Here is an 18,536-nt window from a genome sequence, read left to right on the forward strand (position 1 = left end):
CGCGCGCGTCGAGGCCCCGTCCGGGACGGGGCCTCGACGGTGTTCAGGGCTGGAGCGGGACACACCGCACGGCGGCCGGGCCGGGCGTACTGCCCACCCTGGTCGTGAAGGCGATTCCGGCGAGGTACTCGTCGGCCGCGCACTGGCCCTTGTAGGCGCCGTACGCGTAGTCGTCGCCCGCGCCGTCGGCGGGACGGTTGTCGGACCGGTCGAACCACAGCGTCCGGCCACCGGTTCCCAGCGTCCGGCCGGCGGGCGCGCACAACGCCGCCGACACCCGCTCACCACGCCGGCTGTACCCGATGACGAACTGGCCTGCGGGACACTGGAACTTGGTGTACCCGGAGGCCCAGTCGCCGCCCGCCGGAACGTACCGTTCGTCGGTCACGACCGTCTGGGCGGTGCCCGCGGCCCGCAGGTCGCCCGCCGTCGCGTCGGTGCACAGACCGCGCCCGCCGGAGTGCGCGAGACCGATGAGCCGCAGCCCGTCCGGGCAGGCCGCCTTGGAGGCCCCCGAGTCCCAGTCGCCGTTCGTCCGCACCCGCAGCGACTCGACCTGGTCGCCGTGGTCCGTGGACAGCATGCGCCAGGTCGTCCCCGGCGCGATGTACCCGGTGCGGCCCGGGGTGTTCATCAGGCGGTCCCACGCGGTGGCCCGCCAGTCCCCTCCGTCGAGGAGGCCGGAGCGGTGCCCGGCGGTGTCGTAGCGCAGCAGCGCCCAGTCGTCGTGGCCCTCCCAGCCCACCAGCGGCCAGTAGGCGAAGTCGGTGTCGTGGTCGGCGAAGTAGTCGGTGATGTTGCCGAACCAGGTGCGGGCGGCCGTCCCGGTCTCGTTCGCCCCGATGCCGAACTCGCTGACCCACACGGGGGCGGTGTAGTGCTTGCCCTCGGTGGTGACGAAGAAGGCCTCGTCGGCGAGGGCCTGGTACAGGTCGTCGCGGCTCAGGTCCTGGTAGCGGGGATCGCTGGTCTCGCCGATGCCGGTGGCGCCGCTGTGCCGGGGACCCGTGTAGCCGTAGAAGTGGGCGGAGTACACGAGTTTGTGGGCGTCCACCAGGGTGTTCGAGAGGGTGCGGACCGGCTTGAGGGTGGGGCGGTCGTGGGGGAGTCCGTCGACCGGCAGCCCCGTCCAGTTGATGCCCTCGATGACGATGAGGAGGTTCGGGTTGCCCTCGGTGAGGATGCGGTCGGCGGCGAGCTGGGCGGCCGCGTACCAGTCATGGGCGTCGCCCAGGCCCCAGTTGGGGTCGTCGAGCACGTCCCGGCGCACCTCGTTGTAGAGGTCGGCGCCCACGACGCGGGGGTTCGTGGCGTAGCGGCGGGACATGAAGACCCAGTCGTCGGCCCACTGCTGGGTCGACTGGCCGCTGTTCCAGCGCTCGTTGCCGTCGACGCCGCAGCACCAACGGGACGTGTTGGTGTGGTTGTTGAGGATGACGGCGAAGCCGGCACCGGTGAGGGCGGCCACGACGGCGTCGTAGACCTCCAGGGGTGTCTCTCCGCGCAGCTGCGGATTGGCCGCGACCGCGGCGTCCGGCACCGCGGCCGTCGTGTGGATCATCTCGTTCGAGAAGGGGAGCCGGACGCTGTTGATGCCGAGCGCCTGGAAGTCGGCGAGGAGCTGGGGGAGCGTTGCGCGGTCCAGGCCGAGGGGGATGCCGTAGGAGTCCTGGCCGGCGTGGTGCTGGGCGGGGTCGCTGATGCTGCCGCTGCCGGTCCAGGAGCCCTGGGCGCCGTCCCAGTTGGCGGCCTTGAGCCGGAAGCGGTTCCCGTCGGCGTCGACGATGTAGCGGCCCCGGGTGGACAGCGGGGGCTGCCAGGTGCCGGTCGCCGACGCGGCCGGTGCCAGGTCGGGGGAGCGCGACACCGTGGTCGCGGGGGCGGTTCCGGAGAGTGCGAGAACCAGGAGCGTCACTGTCAGGTACGTGACAAATCTGAGCGATGCGGTGAGCGACTTCGTGATCGACATCAGCCGTCCTCAAGGTGGATGCCGCGTGGGGGCGTGGCACCTTATCAGGGCGAGGGTCAGCGCAGAAGCGGCCCGTCCGTCTCGCAGGCCTCCGCCGTCCAGCCCTCCAGGTCGCGTTCGGGCCGCAGCAGCCGCCTGATGGCGGCGGCGGAGGCGCGATGCCAGTCACGGCTGCGGCGGAGCATCGCGTGGTCGCCGCCCCTGAGCAGCACCATCCCGGCCTGCGCCCCGGCCTCGCGGGCCCCGCGCACATAAGTGGCCGAGTCGGCGGGCTCGGTGACCCGGTCCCGGTCCCCGTGCAGGACGATGATCCGCGTCCCGGTGAGACCGGCCAGGGGGTCGCCGGGCGGGCACCACGGCGCCAGCGCCAGCACCCCGCGCACCGACGGATCGGCCGCCGCGCGCAGCGCCGCCCGGCCGCCCATCGAGTGGCCGACCAGCACCACGGAGACGTCCCCGGCCCGGCCGCGCAGCTCGTCGAGGGCGCGCAGGGTGTCCTGGAGCGGGTCGGCGTCGTCGTTCCAGCCCCGGTAGCGGTAGCGCACCTGGCCGATCAGCACGTCACGGGGCGAGGAGACCGAGGCCGCGGCGCTCAGGAAGGGACGCATGCGCAGGGCGGCCGGCTGCCAAGGGCGGGCCGGACGGCGGCCGTTCTCCTGACCGCCGTGCAGGACGAGCACCGCCGCGCGCGCCCTCTCCCGCGGTGCGCGACGCACCACCAGGGCGCCCCCGCCCGCCTCGACGACCCGTCCGTCGGCCACCCCGTCCACCTCTGCTTCCTCCGGCACCCAGGCTGCTCCAGCCATCCAACACCGCCGCGGGAATCGGCGGCCACCGAGGGGTGTGTGCGGCCGGTGCCGTACCCGTGAACATCGGTTAGGCTCCGTGGCGCACAGGGGACGCACAGCGGGGGTGGGGGACATGACCGATGGTATCGGCGCGCCGGAAAAGGACGGCAGACCGGTGGTTCAGGCGATCGCGGCGGTGGGGCTGTTCGCGGTCGTCGTGGGGGGCCTGTGGGCCCAGAGCAAGTTCGTCCACCAGAAGAGCGTGACCAGTGAGCCGGCGGCCTGCTCGAAGTCGACCGACCGCCTCCCGGCCCGCTACATATCCGGCGCGCGGTTGTGCAAGGCACTGAACCGCCCGGACCTGCCGGCCCTGCTGGGAACCCCCGGGGAACAGGCCGAGTCCGCCAGCGGCAGCGGGGACTGGATCACCCTCGCCGGCGGCGGGGAGATCGCCGACCCCGACGCGACGGTGTCGCTGGACACCTACACCGTGAAGCTGTCGGCATCGTACGAGGACCTGACCGTCGCCGAGATGGGCGACCTGATGGGCGACGCACGGAAGACGACCATCCAGGGGCACCCGGCGGTCCTCTACTCCAGCCCGACCATCTCCATCGGCTTCAACCTCGGCGGCGGGAAGGCCACCACGGGACCCGGCGGCACGGCACGCTGCGTCCTCGTCTCGAAGCACGCCAAGGACGACGGCAAGGGCACCTTCGAGGTCTCGATCTGGCGGCAGGACGACGTACTGCCCGACGACACCGCCCTCGTACGGGCCGCCGAGCGGGTCCTGCCCACTGTCCCGGGCTGGACCGGGAGCTGACGGCCGGAAGGGCGCGGGAGAGGACTGACGGCCGGGGGCCGCGGGAGGGACCGGACGTGAGGCAGGGGTGGCCGGATTCCCGGCCACCCCTGCGGGGCGGTGTCAGTGCCTCACGGTGTGACGGTCGTCGTGGCGGAGGTGAGGGTGTCCACGGCGGGCAGTGCCGGCAGGTCGGGCACCGCGCCGAGGAGGCCGGTGACCGCGCTGAGGATCGGGGCGAGCAGCCCGGTGACGGCGCTCACCACCCCGCCGAGGTCCAGCGAGGTCAGCGAGCCGAGCAGGCCGTCGACGGCGGCCTGCACCGCGTTCAGCAGGTCCGTGACGGGATCGGCGGCTCGGGTCGGGGTCCGGTGCGCGCGGTCGGCGGCGCCGGGCTCCAGGTGCCGCAGCCGCTGCTGCACGGTGCTGCTCCACTCCCGTACCGCCTTGGCGTAGGCGGCGGCCCGGTCCGGGTCGAGACGGGTGCCGTGCGCCGTGATGAGGTCGGGCAGCGTGTCCAGAAGCGGGGTCAGGGCGCGGTCGTACCGCGTCGTGTCCATCGCCTCGACGCGGTCCAGGAGCGAGGCGATGTCGGTGCCGGACCGAGGAACCGTCTGCGCGACACCGGGTCCCGACGCTTCTCGGCCGCCGTCGGCGGCGGCAGCGGAGGCGGCGGCCGGGCCGAGGACCAGGGCGGCGCAGACCAGGGGGGAGACGAGGAGGCCGCGGGAGACTAGGGCGCGCATGGGTTTCCTTTCAGGACTGCTGTTGTTGCGCCCACCGTGTGAAGCGGTGCCGGGCGCCGCAACCGGTACCCCGGCCCAGGTGTCGCCCCGCCTTTCGACACCACGTCCCTGAACTGGTCTTTTGCTCCGAGTCAAGCGTCCTTCCGAGTGTCGGCGGAACTTTCGCCCGTAAGGGTGCGCGCGGCCGACGCCGGGATCCGCGCACGCGAAGAGGCCCGCCTCCGTGAGAACGGAGGCGGGCCTCCTGTGCCGGAGCGCCGGGCAGGCCTTGCACCTGCATCTCCCCGCAGGAAGCGGGGCGTCCTTCCTTGGACCACCAACGCGTCGCCCGCCGCCCCGAGTCGGGGTGTCGAGCACAAGATCGACTCTAGCGCAGACGGGTGACGCGCTCCACATCGGGAGCGCGCCACCCCGGGGCGTCAGTCCGGGATCCGGGCCAGATCGCGCAGCCAGGCCTTCGCCGAACTGTCGGACGGGGCCCGCCAGTCGCCGCGCGGCGAGAGCGAACCGCCCGCCGACACCTTCGGGCCGTTCGGCATGGCCGAGCGCTTGAACTGGGCGAAGGCGAAGAAGCGCCGGCAGAAGTACTCCAGCCAGTGCCGGATCTCCGCCAGGTCGTACGCCTTCCGGTCACCCTCGGGGAAGCCGGGCGGCCAGGCGCCCGCCTCCCGGTCGTGCCAGGCGTGCCAGGCCAGGAAGGCGATCTTCGACGGCCGGAACCCGTGCCGCAGCACCTGGTAGAGGGTGAAGTCGTGCAGCGCGTACGGCCCGATCTTGGACTCGGTGGACTGCAGCTCCTCGCCCGGCACCAGCTCCGGGCTGATCTCCGTGTCGAGGATCGCGGCGAGGGTCTCGCCGGTCTCCGCGTCGAACTGCTCACTGCTGATGACCCAGCGGATCAGATGCTGGATCAGCGTCTTCGGCACCCCGGAGTTCACGTTGTAGTGGCTCATCTGGTCGCCGACACCATAGGTGCACCAGCCGAGCGCCAGCTCGGACAGGTCGCCGGTGCCGAGGACGATGCCGCCGCGCTGGTTGGCGAGCCGGAACAGGTAGTCGGTGCGCAGCCCCGCCTGGACGTTCTCGAAGGTGATGTCGTACACCGGCTCGTCGGCGGCGAACGGGTGGCCCATCTCCTTGAGCATCAGCCGCGCGGTCGGCGTGATGTCCAGCTCCGCCGCGGTGACACCGAGCGAGTTCATCAGCCGGTGCGCGTTGCCCTTGGTGTGCTCGCCGGTGGCGAAGCCGGGCAGCGTGAAGGCCAGGATGTCGCCGCGCGGACGGCCCGCCCGGTCCATCGCCCGCGCGGCCACGATCAGCGCGTGCGTGGAGTCGAGGCCGCCGGACACCCCGATGACCACCTTCGGGCCGCCGATCGCCGCCAGCCGCTGCTGGAGCGCCGCGACCTGGATGTTGTACGCCTCGTAGCAGTCGAGGGCGAGCCGCTCCGGGTCGGCCGGCACGAACGGGAAGCGCTCGACGCGGCGGCGCAGGCCCAGGTCGGCCGTCGGCGGGTCGAGCCGGAAGGCGACGGTACGGAAGCCGCCGGTGCGGGCCGCGTGGGTACGGCGGTTGTCGTCGAAGGAGCCCATCCGGGCCCGCTCCTGACGCAGCAGGTCCAGGTCCACGTCGGCCACCGCGTACTGGTCGCCGAGCGGGAACCGGTCCGACTCGGCGAGCAGCGCGCCGTTCTCGTAGATCATGGTCTGGCCGTCCCAGGACAGGTCGGTGGACGACTCGCCCAGCCCGGCCGCCGCGTAGACGTACGCGGCCAGGCAGCGCTGCGACGCGGAGCGGCACAGCAGCTTGCGGTCCTCGGCCCTGCCGACCGTGATCGGGCTGCCCGAGAGGTTCACCAGCACGGTGGCCCCGGCGAGCGCCGCCTCCGCGCTCGGCGGCACCGGCACCCACATGTCCTCGCAGATCTCGGCGTGCAGCACCAGCCCGGGCACGTCCTCCGCCTCGAACAGCAGGTCGGTCCCGAACGGCAGGTTCTCGCCGCCGATCCGGATCGTGCCGCCCCGCTCGTCGTCGCCCGAGGCGATCTGGCGGCGCTCGTAGAACTCCCGGTAGTTCGGCGGGTACGACTTGGGTGCCACCCCGAGGATCCGGCCCCGGTGCACGAACACCGCGCAGTTGTAGATCCGGTTGCGGTGACGCAGCGGGGCGCCGACGACGAGCACCGGCAGCAGGCCGGCCGACCCGGCCACCACCGTCGCGACCGCCTCCTCGACCTGGTCCAGCAGCGCGTCCTGCAGCAGCAGGTCCTCGATCGAGTAGCCGGTCAGGCCGAGCTCGGGAAAGACGGCGACGGCGGCTCCGTCCTCGGCACAACGGCGTGCCTGGCGCAGGACCGCCTCGGCGTTGGCGAGCGGGTCGGCGATGACGGTGTGGCCCGTGCACGCGGCGACGCGCGCGAAGCCGTGCTCATAGATCGACCAGAAGTTCAACGGGGCTTCCTCGGGAGAGACGAACACGGTGCGGACGCCGGACGGAGGGTGTCGCCGTACACGGGCGGCCTCTCCTTCGACGGTCCGGCGGACTTCCTGCTCCAAGAAGCATAGATCGCCCGACGATCTCGGCCCTGACCAGGGGATTCCGCCCCAGGTACGGGGCCGCGCGGCCGTCGGCAGGGCCCGGCGGGTCAGAGGGGGACGGTGTCCAGGAGGTCCGCGGCCATCAGGCGGGCGGGAGCCTCGGTCTCGGCGGCGACCCGGTGGAACGTCGCCTCCGCGCGGTGGGCCGGCCAGTCGGCCGGCAGATGCCGGACGGGCAGCCGGGGGTCGGTGCGGATGATGTCCAGCCACTCGCTGACCAGCCGCAGCCGGGTGACGACGGCGTCGTCGCCGGATCCGGGGTGCCAGGCCTCCCAGCGGGTGCGGAAGTCCTCGTACCGGTCGGCGATCGACCCCAGGTCCCAGGTGTCGCGGATCATCAGGTCGATGTCCGTCGCCTCGTCGGCCAGCGCGTGGAAGATCTTCACATGGGCGGAGAGCCCGAGTTCGGCGACGACGGCGGAGACGTCCACCCGGCCCGGCGCGATCCACAGTCCGCTGTAGAGCGGCCCGAAGCCGGACCAGCCGAGCTGTGAGCGCAGATCGTGCCGTTGCCGCTGCCAGGACTCGGGCAGCGAGAAGCCGAGCAGGGTCCAGGAGCCGTCCCAGTCGTCGTTGACGGCTCCCGTCCGCCAGATGCGGCGCCGCCCGTCCTGGAGGATCTGCGTGGCGGACGGCGTCAGGCCGAAGTACATCTTGCGGCCCTGCCGTTGCCGCTGCAGCAGGTTCCGGTTGACCATGCGGGTGAGCGTGGAGCGCACCGCCTGCTCGCCGACGCCCGCCCGCCCCAGGACCGTGATGATGCTCCCTGAGTAGACGCCCAGCGGGCCCTGCTCCAGCACGTGGTTGCCGAAGAAGGCGAGCAGCAGCGACTGCGGCCGGAGCTGCGGGGTGTCCAGGGGCTCCGGGGACTCTGGCGCGATCTCGGCTGTCACGTGCGCAAGATTACGGCCCCCGGCCGGACGTGCGGCGGCCCGGGTGATCTCACGTCCGGTGCTGGTCGCCCGGGTGGGACAGGCCGTACGGACGGGGTGGGCGCTCGACTCGTCCGCGGTGCGGCGCGCCGCCGAGACGGGGTCGCGAGGGCGATGAGCGTACGACGGCGGGTGCGGTGCGTCATGGGCTCGGACTCCTTGGCGCGGGTGGGTCCCGCGCGCACTGGAGTCGCCCCGCCGGTCCGGCCGGCTCCCGGCGCTAGGCGCGGAGGTGTGTGCGGGCCTCCTCGATCCACCCCAGGACGGCCTTGGCGTCGCACTCCTCGGCGACCGACTGCGCCTCGTCGAGGTGCCGGAGCGCCGTCGGCGCGTCACCGGTCTCGGCCGCGAGGTAGGCCAGCGCCACCAGTCCGGCCGCCTCCCCGGGGCGGAACCCGATCTCCCGGCGCAGCGCCACCGATTCGGTGAACCGCTCGCGTGCCTGGTCGAAGCGGCCCGCGTCCTTGTCGGCGAAGGCGAGATGGCGGATCGCGTAGGACATCGTCCTGCGGTCGCCGACGGAGCGCGCCAGCGTGTACGACCGCTCGAAGTACGGCCCGCCGGTGGCGCCGTCGCCCTCCACCACCTGGTGCCAGCACCCGACCCAGAACAGCGCGTCCGCCTCACCCGACGTGTCGCCCAGCCGTCGGTACAACTCGGCAGCGCGCTCGAACAGTTCCGGTTCCCGGCCGTTCTCCACGCGGTCGTCGAGAAAGCGGACGTGCAGCACCTTTCCCCGCGCCATGCACAGGGCCGCCTCGACCGCGTCCAGCGCGTCGTCGGACGCGTCCAGCGCCGCCGTGTCCCCGCCGAACATCGCGGCCTCGAACAACTCTTCCGTCTGTGCGACCCAGTCCTGCCCCGGCATGAACGGCCCCTCCCCGTACGGCGACGATGACGATGCGCGGGGCGAGGGTATCTCCGCGTGCCCGTCGGGACCTGGCATTTTTCCGGGGCACCCGGGACGGCCCTCGCCCCGGCCGCGCGATCACGCGGCCGGGGCGAGGGTCTGTGGCGTCACGCGGCGGTGCCGCCCGCGTAGTCGCTGTTGAACGTGGTCTCGATGGTCGTGGCCACCGACTGCGCGACCCCCGTGCCCGTGAGGATGATGCCCAGCTCGCGGTTGTTGGAGAGGGAGTTGCTGCTGATGTTCATCGAACCGGCCTCCACCTCCTGGGTGGACAGGCCGTAGTCGGCGACCATGGCCTTGGCGTGGATGTAGAACCCGTCGGGGTCGGAGTAGCCGACCACTGTGCCGCCGGCGTCCTCGATCTCGGAGACCTCGCTGGAGTAGTCGGCGGGCGTCTCCAGGACCACCCGTACCTTCACGCCGGCCTCGGCTCTGGCGGCGATCGCGTCGACCACCGTGCTGTCGCTGAACTCCAGCTCCTCGACGTCCAGCGTCGTGGTGGCGGCGTTGATCACGGACAGCAGGCGGCTGCGCGAGTCGGTGGGGGACCAGAGGAGGTGGTCGCCGTCGGTGGGGGTGATCGAGGTGCCGGCGTAGTCGGCGGCGAAGACCTTCTCTATCGCGGCGACATCGCGGGTGTCGTCGGTGAACACCCCGTAGTCCCGGCCGGTCGAGTAGTACTGCGAGGTCAGGTTGCCGGTCAGGACCAGCGACTTGGTGGCGTCCACCGTGATCGTCTTCTGGTGCGTGTAGACGAAGCTGGACGACGACCACACCACGCCCACGCCCGCGTTGGTGAGGGAGGTGTAGGCGGAGTTGTTGGCGCTCTTGTGCTGGCGGTCCAGGACGACCCGGACGGTGACGCCCTTGTTCTCCAGGGCGATGAGGTCGTTGACGGCCGTGGTGTCCTCCAGCTCGTACATCGTCATGTCGAGCGAGCTGGTGGCCGAGTTGATGAAGTCGTAGATCGTGGGCTCGCTGCTGCTGAGCGAGAAGGCGAACGCGGTGTAGCTCGCGGCGCTCGCGGGGACCGCGGTGGCGACCACGGCCGCGCTGGCGGCCAGGGCGACACCCGCGCGACCGAGAAGCTTCGACAGCATTGCGTGACTCCTAGTCGAGTAGACGCTCACGTGGGGGGTGGGTGAGCGTGTGCATGACACCACGCGCGTAGACTGCCGAGGAAGAGAGGGCTGGTGAACTCGCCGTTACCTGGGGGCCGTACCGCCGGACAAAGTAGACTCCGTGCAGGTGGCGGCCGGTTCATGAGCGTCCCGCGAGAACGCAAAATCTTCGTAGCCGATCGCGGGCCGGCCCGCGCGGTGGCCCCGCTGACGGTGGATCAGCGGCGGCCGGGCGCCCGGGAGATCTCGCCGGCCACGCCGACGACGAGCGGCGCGAGCACCCGGACGCACCGCTCGTCCGATTCGAAGGCCGTCGACGAGACGCTGATACCGCCGACCGGGGTGTCGCGGTAGTCGTGCACAGTCGCCCCGACGCACCGAGTGGACAGCTCGTTCTCCTCGTTGCCGACGGCGTGGCCGCGGCGGGCGATCTCGGCGAGGTGGCGCAGCAGTTCGTCCGGGTCGTCGATGGTGTGCGGGGTCACGGCCGGTGTCCCCGACCTTCGCAGGATGCTCCTTACCTCGTCCGTGGGGAGTGCGGCCGGCAGCGCCTTGCCGATGCCGGTGGAGTGCGGTGGGATCGCCAGGCCCACGCGGGAGCGCATCTGGTAGGCGCGCAGCCCCTCCAGCTTGTCCACGTACACGGCCTGGTCGGCGTGGCGCAGCGCCAGGTGCACGGCCGCGCCGCGCGAAGCCGAACGGAGACGACCCGCCGTATGGCGTGCCGCACTGCTCCGGCAGGTCGGCCAGGCCACCCCCGGCGCGGCCCGGGCCCTCGCCCGGCAGGCCCTCGATCCCGAAGCCCCGCTGAACCAGGCCGCCCTGGACGGTCCGCTGGCGATGCTCGACCGCCGTGCCGACTGCGACGACTTCGAGGCCGTCAGTCTCGTCCACCTCTGGTAACGCACCCCCGAGGCCTGCTGCTGGCAGCCGGGACAACGGGAATAGGACTTCCGTCGGACGGAAAACCCCTGGTCAGCACCTTGCTGCCTGCTACGTGGTGTTCAGTTCGCTTCACCGCTCCTGCCGAGACCGGGAGAGGTGGCCTTCTGGTCCTGCACTCGCAGGGTCGAATCGGGGGCGAATCGAGTACTTCGTCCGTTCCGCGGGTCGGCGTGCCCTCATGCCGCGATGATTAGCCTCGCTCGCCGGGGAGTCTTTCACATTGGGGGGCGGATCGGGGCAAGTCAATTTCCCGGACTCGCCATCAGGCCGCTGGTTCCCCGTGCGGATCCAATGGGGTGAACAAACCGCTGAAGGTCGTGACGGCTACGCCCTCCACGGCTCGCAGCGGGTGGTCATACGTCTCCCATGTCTCGGCGAACCGTGCGTGTCTGCTGAGAGCCTGTACCGTCTTCGGATCGTGCTGACCGGAGCGCCAAGCTGAGACGTGTAGAAGTGCTTGAGGTCATGGAACCGGGTCTCTGGCGGCAGCCCGGCCATCCTGACGGCGGGCACGTCACTTCTCGTTGAAGCCCCGGCCCGAAACTGGCCGACCGCAACCACTTCGACAACGTGACGGGATGGATGCCGAGCTCCACCGCTGTCTGTTCGGCCTGCTTGCCGGCGTGGATCGGCGCGATGGCGCGCGCCCGGAACTCCGGAAGACAGGGACGGGGCATGACTGCCGGCCTTCCGTGAAGGGCTGTCAGTCAGCCACCAGAACTGGAACCTCAGAGGTGGGGCAGGTCAACCTGTCACCCGAACCTGCGGCAGACCCTCGTGCCCTACAACTCCGTGCAGTACCTGGCCTCGGGCGATGTGAGACAGGAGATGTCGGACTGCTGGCCCGTCCTCGCCGACCTTGAACGCGGAGACGTGCGGTTCGGAACCCTGGACGAGCGACATCTGTGGTTATGGCTTGCGCGATCTGGGCTCTGGCCTTGAATTTATCAACTGCCTTAACTGTCCGGTGATTTCGCCTGTACCGATCCGAGTGACTTGAGCGTGGGGGAGCGCACGGTTGTCTTTTCGTTTCGCATCCGTCAGCGCTTGTTGTTCACGCGGCGTCGGGCGACGACCGGGCCCAGCAGCAGGGAGAGCGCCAGCAGTGCGAGGATTCCGATAGCCAGCGGAGTGCTACCTCCCACAAGTGTGGTCAGGTTGCTCAGGATGAGTGCGAAGAAGAACACCAGACCGGCCAGGCCGAGGGCCGGAGCGACGGTGTTCTTCCAGGAACTGGTGCGGTGTTCGCGGCGGCGGGCGAAGAACACCACGACGGCGGCGCAGGTGAGCCCGTACAGCAGTACGACACCGACCGATGCGAAGCCCGCCAGCCAGGTGTAGACCTGGCTGATCGGGTCGAGACCGGCGAGCGCGGAAATCAGCAAGAGCACGACGACGACGGCGGCCGTGGCCGCGGAGGCGCGATGCGGGGAACGGAACCGCAGGTGTGCGACACCGAGGCCTGAGGGCAGGGCCTCGCTGCCGGAGAGTGTGAAGACGTACCGGGCGACGATGTTGTGGAAGGACAGGATGCAGGCGAACAGGCTGGTGACGAAGAGCACCTGAATGATGTGCTCGCCGACGGTGCCCAAGTAGCGTTCGGTGGCGTCAGCGAGCATCGATCCGCTGTTGTCAGTGGCGGTCCGTACGGCGTGTCGGTCGCCGACAGCGGTGACCAGCGCCCAGCTGGAGACGGCGTAGAAGAGGCCGACCAGAGTCAGGGAGAGGTAGGTCGCCCGGGGGACGGTACGCTCCGGGTCGCGTGCCTCGTCGCGAAAGACGGCCGTGGCCTCGAAACCGATGAAGCTGAGGACAGCGAAGAGGATGCCGATGCCGGGCGCCCCGGAGGTGATCCGTTCGGGGTCGACGATCCCCGTGGACAGGCCGCTGTCGCCGCCTGTGACAACGACGACCGCGTCGAACACGACGACGATGAGCACCTCGGCGACCAGGCCGACGGCGAGCACCTTCCCGGACAACTCGATGTTGCGATGGCCGAGGAAGGCCACCACGGCGAAGGTCAGACCGGCGTACAGCCACCACGGCTGGCTCGGCACGTGATAACTGACGAGCAGTGAGTCGATCCCCGGACCGATCAGGCCGTACACGCCGGCTTCCAGGGTGAGATAGGACAGCAGTGCGGCGAAGCCCGCACCCAGACCGGTGCCGCGTCCGAAGCCGCGCTCGATGTAGGAGTAGAACGCCCCGGCGTCTTTCACGAAGGGGGACATCGCGGTGAAGCCGACGGCAAAGAGCAGGAGCACGAGGCCGGCGAGGATATAGCTCGCCGGGAAGCCCGTGCCGTCACCGAGGGCTATGCCGAGCGGTACCGGGCCTCCGATCACGCCGAGCGGTGAGGCCGCCGCGGCGACCATGAAGACGATGCTCGCGACGCCGAGGTTGCCGCGCAGCCGGGTTCTGTCCGCGTCGGGGGATGTCTCGTCCAGTGGTGCAGTTGCGTCAGATGGTGCCGCGTTGGTCTCTGGTGACTGTACGTCGTCTGTGGGCATGGGGAGTCTTCCTCTTTACTTGAGTGGATTGAGTGGAATTTCGGTGAGTGGTTCTGCGGCGAAGGGTTGCCGCTAACGCTGCCGTGTCGGGATCGACACCCGCGCGGCGGTGTGGTCGTCGGCCACGCGCGCGCCCTTACCCGTCAGCTTGTGTCGTAGGGTTCCGGGTTCGTAGCGGCGCTTGTAGCGGCCGCGGCGCTGGAGCTCCGGCACGAGCAGGTCCACAACCTGCTCGAAGGTCTCGGGAACCACGGCGGCGGCGAGGTTGAAGCCGTCCACTCCGGTCTCCTCGGCCCACGTCTCCAGCTGGTCGGCAACGGTTGTCGGGGAACCGACGAAGACCGGCCCATCACCGCCGACCCGGGCGAAGTCCGCGAGCTCGCGGACGGTCCAGCGCCGCGTGGGGTCGGCGGAGCTGAACGCCTTGACGGTGGTCTGGATCGCCTCGGAGTGCTGGTTCACCAGGGCTTCGTCCTCGCCCAGCGCGGCCAGGTCGATGCCCGTCCAGCCGGACAGCAGGGCCAGTGCGCCCTCGGGGGACGCGTACCGCAGGTACTCGTCCATCAGCCGCTGGGCCTCGGCGTCCGTTTCGGCGAGGACCACCGTCTGCTGGTTGAGGACGTTCACGCTGTGCGGGTCGCGCGCGGCCTCCCGCAGCGCGTCGCGGATCGCGGCGACCTGTGCCGCGAGGACCGTCTTGCTGGGTGCGGCGGTGAAGACGCTCTCGGCGTGCCGGGCGGCGAAGCGCCGGCCCCGCGGTGACGCTCCGGCCTGGTAGATCACCGGGGTGCGCTGGGGGCTCGGCTCACTGAGGTGGATGCCGGGCACCCGGAAGAACTCGCCTTCGTGCTCGATCGCGTGCACCCTGTCCGGGTCCGCGTAAACTCCGGCGGCGCCGTCGGCGCGTACGGCGTCGTCGTCCCAGCTGTGTTCCCACAGCTTGTAGCAGACTTCGAGGTACTCGTCGGCGATGTCGTAGCGCCGGTCGTGCGCGACCTGCCCGTCCACCCCGAGATTGAGCGCGCCGCTGTTGAGGTAGGAGGTGACGACGTTCCAGCCGACCCGGCCACGGGTCAAGTGGTCGAGTGTGGACATCCGCCGTGCGAACGGAAACGGATGCTCGAAGGAGACGCTGGCGGTGATGCCGAAGCCGAGGTGCTCGGTCACGGCGGCCATCGCGGGCACGAGTTGCAGGGGGTCGTTGACCGGCAGCTGAGCACCCGTGCGTACGGCCGGGTCGCGGCTGCCCTGGTACACGTCGTACACACCCAGTACGTCGGCGATGAAGACCGCGTCGATGAGTCCGCGTTCCAGGGTGCGGGCCAGCTCGGTCCAGTAGCCGAGATCGGTGTAGCGGCGCGAAGCATCGCGCGGGTGCCGCCAGGAGCCGGGTGAGAGGTGCCCGACGGTGTTCATGGTGAAGGCGTTCAGGGTGAGGTGTCGGGATGAGGCGGCCACGAGGGACTCCGGTGGTGGTTTGCCGGCTGATGGGACGTCATGAGGAGGGGATCTGGGGTGTGCCGACGGACCACTCATAGGGCGGTTCGGAGCCGTTGATCAGCGCGTCCCCGATGATGCGGGCCTTGAAGGCGACGGGGTTGTGGGAGCGGACCGTTCTGGCGTTGCGCCAGTGCCGGTCCAGTGCCGCGGCGGTGCCGGTGGCGGATGCTCCTAGGGCGTCGAAGATCCGTGAGGCGCTGTCGACCGCGGCGTCCGCCGTGATCAGCTGTGCCTGTGCGGACGCGAGTTCCGCCTCTCTTCGGGCTACGGTGACCGTCTCGGCGTCCTGGCCACGAGCGTCGGCGGCGGTCCGCAGGACGCGCGCCGCCTTCTCGACGGCGGCCTCCGCCGCGAACGCGGTCGCACTGACCCGGCCCGCCAGTTCGAGGATCTGTGGGTCCTGCCGGACCAGCGGCGTGTTGGCGTGGCTGTAGCTGCGGGTACGCCGGGCCACCTCGGTGGCGAGGTCGCGTTCGGCGGCACGGGCTATGCCGGCGAGTACCGCGTCGAGAACCAGCTGGTAGAAGGCCGTTTGGTAGGGGAAGCGCCGGGTGAAGGGCTGGACGTGCCCGGCACGGACGGGGGCACGGTCGAACACGACACTGCCGCTGCCGGTGAGCCGTTGGCCGAAGCCGGTCCAGTCGTCGGTGACGACGACCGCGTCGGTGCCGGTGGCGACGAGCACGGCGACCTCGGTGCCGTCCGGGTCGAGCGCGGTGGCGTCGATCCACTCCGCGAAGAGGCTGCCGGTCGCGTAGTACTTGCGTCCGGTGATCGTCCAGCCGCCGCCCGGCGCCGGGGCGAGGCGGGTCGCCGTGCCACTGAGCGCGACGCCGCCGACCTCGGTCACGGCGTTGCCGACGATCTCGCCCGCCGCGAACCGGCGCAGCCAGGCGTCGCGTTCAGCGCCGTCGGGCGCGTACAGCCGGTCCTCGACGAAGGCGAAGTGCCCGCGCAGGGACTGAGCCACGTTCGGGTCCGCAGCGGCCAGCTCGACGAGCAGGCCGAATAGTTCCGGCATACCGGCGCCGTCCCCACCCAGATGGGCCGGCACCCGAGCGGCGGTGAAGCCGGACTCCTTCAGCCACTGGATCTGTTCGACCGGCAGCGTGCGGCTCAGCTCCCGTTCCGCCGCGCCCGCGGCGATCCGGTCGATCACCGGACGGTACTTGGCGAGCAGCCCGCCGAAAGCCCCTGCCACCGTGGTCGGGGAAGTCATGACCGAACCCCCCTCAGGTGTACAGCGAGACCGGCTGCACGGCCCCGGTGAGATAGTGGGCGCCGACCTCGATCTTCTTGTACTCGACCGGGTCGTGCAGACTGTGCGTGCGGATGTCGCGCCAGTACCGGTCCAGGCCGTTGCGGCTGGCTGTGGAACTCGCACCTGTGGCTTCGAAGATCCGGCTCGTCGCGTCCAGGCCGACCTCGGTGGCGACCACCTTCAGCGCCGCGACGGCGACCTCGATCTCGGCCCGGTCCTCGGCCGAAACGGCACCCCCACGGCCCACGACATCGCCGAAGCGGCGGTTCAACGCGTCGGCCAGTGCCTCGACCGCCGCGGTGCGCGCGACCAGCTCGCCGATGACTCGGTGCAGGACCGGGTCGTTGGCGTAGCGGTCCACGGAGGAGAGGAACCACGCGTTCGGCCGGGCCAGCGTGAGGGTGCGCGCGTGGGCCAGCGCCGCCTGGGTGATCGCCAGGTAGATGTTGCCGAACAGCAGTTGCACACCCGGCGTCACCATCGACGAGAACGGCTCATCGTTGTCCACGCCGATGACGTCGGCGGTCTCGACGGCCACGTCGGTGTACCGGACCGAGCTGCTCGCCGAGGCCCGGTAGCCCAGATTGTCCCAGTCACCCAGGTGCTCGATCCCCGCGCGGTCGTTCGGGACCGCGAACACCACCAGTCGGCCGGCGAACGGCCCGGAGTCGGGAACCGCACCGGCCACGATGACATCGGCGACCTGCGCGCCGGTGGCGAAACGCTTCGTACCGTTCAGCCGGTGGCCGGAACCGTCGAAGGTGAGGGTCAGGTCCGGGTCGACCGGGTTGAAGGAGTCGCTCCACAGCCACCGGTTCGCCGCACTCACCCGGTACCACTCCAGCCGACGGTCCTCGTCGTCACCGTAGAAGGTGACGCACGCCTGGTTGAAATAGTGGTAGCCGAGGATCTGGCCGATCGAGGCGTCGGCGCGGGCAATGGTCCGTATGACGTGGAAGGCCGTTTCCCAGTGAGCGCCGGCCCCGCCCGCGGCCTCGGGAACGAGCAGGTTCACCAGCCCGCTGGATCGCAGCAGAGTGAGTTCGTCGACAGGCAGTTCATTGCCCCGGTCACGCCGCAGCGCGCCCGGCGCGAGCTGGTCGGCGACCCGTGCGGCCACCTGCCGCCACTGTTCGAGTTCGGCGTCGCCGGCCCGTCCGTTCCAGGGTGAGCGGAGGAACGTTGTGGATGTGGTCATGGAAATCCTTCCGTGGGTGGAAAAGAAGGCGAGGGAGCAGCCCGCCGCGGGCGTCGCGGCGACGAGAGACCGGATACGGCCGCGCGCGGGGTCAGCCGGTAAAGGGAACCTGTGCTGAGGGCGTCGGCGTCCTGCCGAGCGGATGCCGCCACAGCCCCCGCGCGGCCAGCCGGGGCAGGACCCCCTCGCCGAACCAGTAGGCCTCCTCCAGGTGCGGGTAGCCGGAGAGCACGAACTCGTCGATGCCCAAAGCGTGGTATTCCTCGATCCGTTCGGCGACTTCCTGATGGCTGCCCACCAGAGCCGTGCCGGCGCCGCCGCGCACCAGGCCGATGCCGGCCCAGAGGTTGGGGTGGATCTCCAGCCCGTCCCGGCTGCCGCCGTGCAGTTCGAGCATGCGCCGCTGTCCCTCGGACTCGCTGCGGGCGAGGCCGTCCTGGACGGACCGAACGGTCTGCGGGTCGAAGCCGTCGAGCAGCCGGTTCGCCTCGGCCCAGGCCTGCTCGGCGGTGTCGCGGGTGATGACGTGGAGCCGGATACCAAAGCGCGGTGTGCGGCCCTGCTCCGCGGACAGTTTCCGGATCCAGGCGATCTTCTCGGCGACCGCCGCGGGCGGCTCACCCCAGGTCAGGTAGACCTCGGCGTGCCGCGCGGCGATCTCGCCGCCGATCGGTGACGAGCCGCCGAAGTAGATCTCCGGCACGGAATCGGGCACCGGGACCAGCCGCGCGTTCTCGACCTGGAGGTGCTCTCCTTGCAGGTCGACGCTCTTGCCCTCCCACAGCGCCCGTACGATGTGCAGGAATTCGTCGGCACGGCGGTAGCGGCCGTCCTTGTCCAGGAAGTCGCCGTAGGCGCGCTGCTCGTGGCTCTCGCCGCCGACTACCACGTTCAGCAGCAGCCGTCCGCCGGTCTGCCGCTGGAAGGTCGACGCCATCTGTGCGGCGAGGGTCGGCGAGACGGCGCCGGGCCGGAAGGCGACCAGGAACTTCAGCCGTTCGGACTGCTGGCTGACCATGGCGGTGGTCAGCCACGCGTCCTCGCACCAGGCGCCGGTCGGGGTGAGCGCGCCGACGAAGCCGAGGTCCTCGGCGGCGCGGGCGATCTGGCTCAGGTAGGCGACGGTCGGCGGTCGGTCCCGGCCGGCGGCGGTAGTCAAGGTGCCATGGCCACCGCCGACGACGTTCCGGCTGTCGCCGTTGGTGGGCAGGAACCAGTGGAAGGTGAGGGACACGTCGGGTCTCCGTTCGGGGGGTG

15 protein-coding genes are annotated in these 18,536 nt (G+C 70.8%); 2 read left to right on the forward strand and 13 right to left on the reverse strand.

Features of this window, described 5'->3' with window-relative positions; genetic code table 11:
• Positions 1-43: 43 nt before the first annotated feature.
• Both ACIPSJ_RS39985 and ACIPSJ_RS39990 read right to left on the reverse strand, forming a co-directional pair.
• The gene (locus tag ACIPSJ_RS39985; RefSeq protein WP_401353215.1) at positions 44-1,969 is read right to left on the reverse strand and encodes a glycoside hydrolase family 5 protein; all 1,926 of its coding nucleotides are present in this window, start codon (positions 1,967-1,969) and stop codon (positions 44-46) included.
• Between the two features lie 56 nt (positions 1,970-2,025).
• A complete protein-coding gene (locus tag ACIPSJ_RS39990) occupies positions 2,026-2,775 on the reverse strand; it encodes an alpha/beta fold hydrolase (RefSeq protein ID WP_401353217.1) in 750 nt (249 codons plus the stop codon).
• Positions 2,776-2,890: 115 nt separating this feature from the next.
• Here ACIPSJ_RS39990 and ACIPSJ_RS39995 point away from each other — a divergent pair, with 115 nt between their 5' ends.
• Positions 2,891-3,580, forward strand: a complete 690-nt coding sequence (locus tag ACIPSJ_RS39995; RefSeq protein WP_401353219.1) for a DUF6215 domain-containing protein — start codon at positions 2,891-2,893, stop codon at positions 3,578-3,580.
• 110 nt (positions 3,581-3,690) lie between these two features.
• Here ACIPSJ_RS39995 and ACIPSJ_RS40000 read toward each other — a convergent pair whose 3' ends face one another.
• From ACIPSJ_RS40000 to ACIPSJ_RS40025, 6 genes are all read right to left on the reverse strand, one after another.
• Complete coding sequence (locus ACIPSJ_RS40000; protein WP_401353221.1) at positions 3,691-4,305, reverse strand: hypothetical protein; 615 nt, start codon at positions 4,303-4,305, stop codon at positions 3,691-3,693.
• A 419-nt stretch (positions 4,306-4,724) separates the two neighbouring features.
• On the reverse strand, positions 4,725-6,755 hold the full coding sequence (locus ACIPSJ_RS40005) for an NAD(+) synthase (protein WP_401353223.1): 2,031 nt from the start codon (positions 6,753-6,755) through the stop codon (positions 4,725-4,727).
• 194 nt (positions 6,756-6,949) lie between these two features.
• Positions 6,950-7,795 carry a PaaX family transcriptional regulator C-terminal domain-containing protein gene (locus tag ACIPSJ_RS40010; RefSeq protein WP_401353225.1) on the reverse strand — a complete coding sequence of 282 codons (846 nt, stop codon included), beginning with the start codon at positions 7,793-7,795 and terminating at the stop codon, positions 6,950-6,952.
• Positions 7,796-8,054: 259 nt separating this feature from the next.
• Positions 8,055-8,702, reverse strand: a complete 648-nt coding sequence (locus ACIPSJ_RS40015) for a tetratricopeptide repeat protein (RefSeq protein WP_401353227.1) — start codon at positions 8,700-8,702, stop codon at positions 8,055-8,057.
• A 149-nt stretch (positions 8,703-8,851) separates the two neighbouring features.
• On the reverse strand, positions 8,852-9,844 hold the full coding sequence (locus ACIPSJ_RS40020) for a phospholipase D-like domain-containing protein (protein ID WP_401353229.1): 993 nt from the start codon (positions 9,842-9,844) through the stop codon (positions 8,852-8,854).
• A 239-nt stretch (positions 9,845-10,083) separates the two neighbouring features.
• Entirely contained in the window at positions 10,084-10,503 is a 420-nt protein-coding gene (locus tag ACIPSJ_RS40025; RefSeq protein WP_401353231.1) for an IclR family transcriptional regulator, read from the reverse strand.
• Between ACIPSJ_RS40025 and ACIPSJ_RS40030 the strand changes: the two genes are divergently transcribed.
• Complete coding sequence (locus tag ACIPSJ_RS40030) at positions 10,496-10,768, forward strand: hypothetical protein (protein WP_401353233.1); 273 nt, start codon at positions 10,496-10,498, stop codon at positions 10,766-10,768. The genes ACIPSJ_RS40025 and ACIPSJ_RS40030 overlap by 8 nt on opposite strands.
• A gap of 1,082 nt (positions 10,769-11,850) precedes the next feature.
• Here ACIPSJ_RS40030 and ACIPSJ_RS40035 read toward each other — a convergent pair.
• The 5 genes from ACIPSJ_RS40035 to ACIPSJ_RS40055 all read right to left on the reverse strand — a co-directional run bounded on the left by ACIPSJ_RS40035 (position 11,851) and on the right by ACIPSJ_RS40055 (position 18,513).
• On the reverse strand, positions 11,851-13,320 hold the full coding sequence (locus ACIPSJ_RS40035; protein ID WP_401353235.1) for an APC family permease: 1,470 nt from the start codon (positions 13,318-13,320) through the stop codon (positions 11,851-11,853).
• 72 nt (positions 13,321-13,392) lie between these two features.
• Positions 13,393-14,778 (reverse strand): LLM class flavin-dependent oxidoreductase, encoded by a 1,386-nt coding sequence (locus ACIPSJ_RS40040; protein WP_401353237.1) that lies wholly within the window; start codon positions 14,776-14,778, stop codon positions 13,393-13,395.
• A 37-nt stretch (positions 14,779-14,815) separates the two neighbouring features.
• On the reverse strand, positions 14,816-16,039 hold the full coding sequence (locus ACIPSJ_RS40045; protein WP_401353239.1) for an acyl-CoA dehydrogenase family protein: 1,224 nt from the start codon (positions 16,037-16,039) through the stop codon (positions 14,816-14,818).
• A gap of 13 nt (positions 16,040-16,052) precedes the next feature.
• The gene (locus ACIPSJ_RS40050) at positions 16,053-17,279 is read right to left on the reverse strand and encodes an acyl-CoA dehydrogenase family protein (RefSeq protein WP_401353241.1); all 1,227 of its coding nucleotides are present in this window, start codon (positions 17,277-17,279) and stop codon (positions 16,053-16,055) included.
• A gap of 91 nt (positions 17,280-17,370) precedes the next feature.
• Positions 17,371-18,513 (reverse strand): LLM class flavin-dependent oxidoreductase, encoded by a 1,143-nt coding sequence (locus tag ACIPSJ_RS40055; RefSeq protein ID WP_401353243.1) that lies wholly within the window; start codon positions 18,511-18,513, stop codon positions 17,371-17,373.
• Between the last annotated feature and the right edge of the window lie 23 nt (positions 18,514-18,536).

The organism is Streptomyces sp. NPDC090088, assembly GCF_044747345.1.
GTDB lineage: Bacteria > Actinomycetota > Actinomycetes > Streptomycetales > Streptomycetaceae > Streptomyces.

Excerpts from the sequence above, each read along its gene's own strand:
- ACIPSJ_RS39985 (WP_401353215.1), bottom strand. The coding sequence starts at position 1,969 with ATGTCGATCACGAAGTCGCTCACCGCATCGCTCAGATTTGTCACGTAC.
- ACIPSJ_RS39990 (WP_401353217.1), bottom strand. The coding sequence starts at position 2,775 with ATGGCTGGAGCAGCCTGGGTGCCGGAGGAAGCAGAGGTGGACGGGGTG.
- ACIPSJ_RS39995 (WP_401353219.1), top strand. The coding sequence starts at position 2,891 with ATGACCGATGGTATCGGCGCGCCGGAAAAGGACGGCAGACCGGTGGTT.
- ACIPSJ_RS40000 (WP_401353221.1), bottom strand. The coding sequence starts at position 4,305 with ATGCGCGCCCTAGTCTCCCGCGGCCTCCTCGTCTCCCCCCTGGTCTGC.
- ACIPSJ_RS40015 (WP_401353227.1), bottom strand. The coding sequence starts at position 8,702 with ATGCCGGGGCAGGACTGGGTCGCACAGACGGAAGAGTTGTTCGAGGCC.
- ACIPSJ_RS40020 (WP_401353229.1), bottom strand. The coding sequence starts at position 9,844 with ATGCTGTCGAAGCTTCTCGGTCGCGCGGGTGTCGCCCTGGCCGCCAGC.
- ACIPSJ_RS40035 (WP_401353235.1), bottom strand. The coding sequence starts at position 13,320 with ATGCCCACAGACGACGTACAGTCACCAGAGACCAACGCGGCACCATCT.
- ACIPSJ_RS40045 (WP_401353239.1), bottom strand. The coding sequence starts at position 16,039 with ATGACTTCCCCGACCACGGTGGCAGGGGCTTTCGGCGGGCTGCTCGCC.
- ACIPSJ_RS40050 (WP_401353241.1), bottom strand. The coding sequence starts at position 17,279 with ATGACCACATCCACAACGTTCCTCCGCTCACCCTGGAACGGACGGGCC.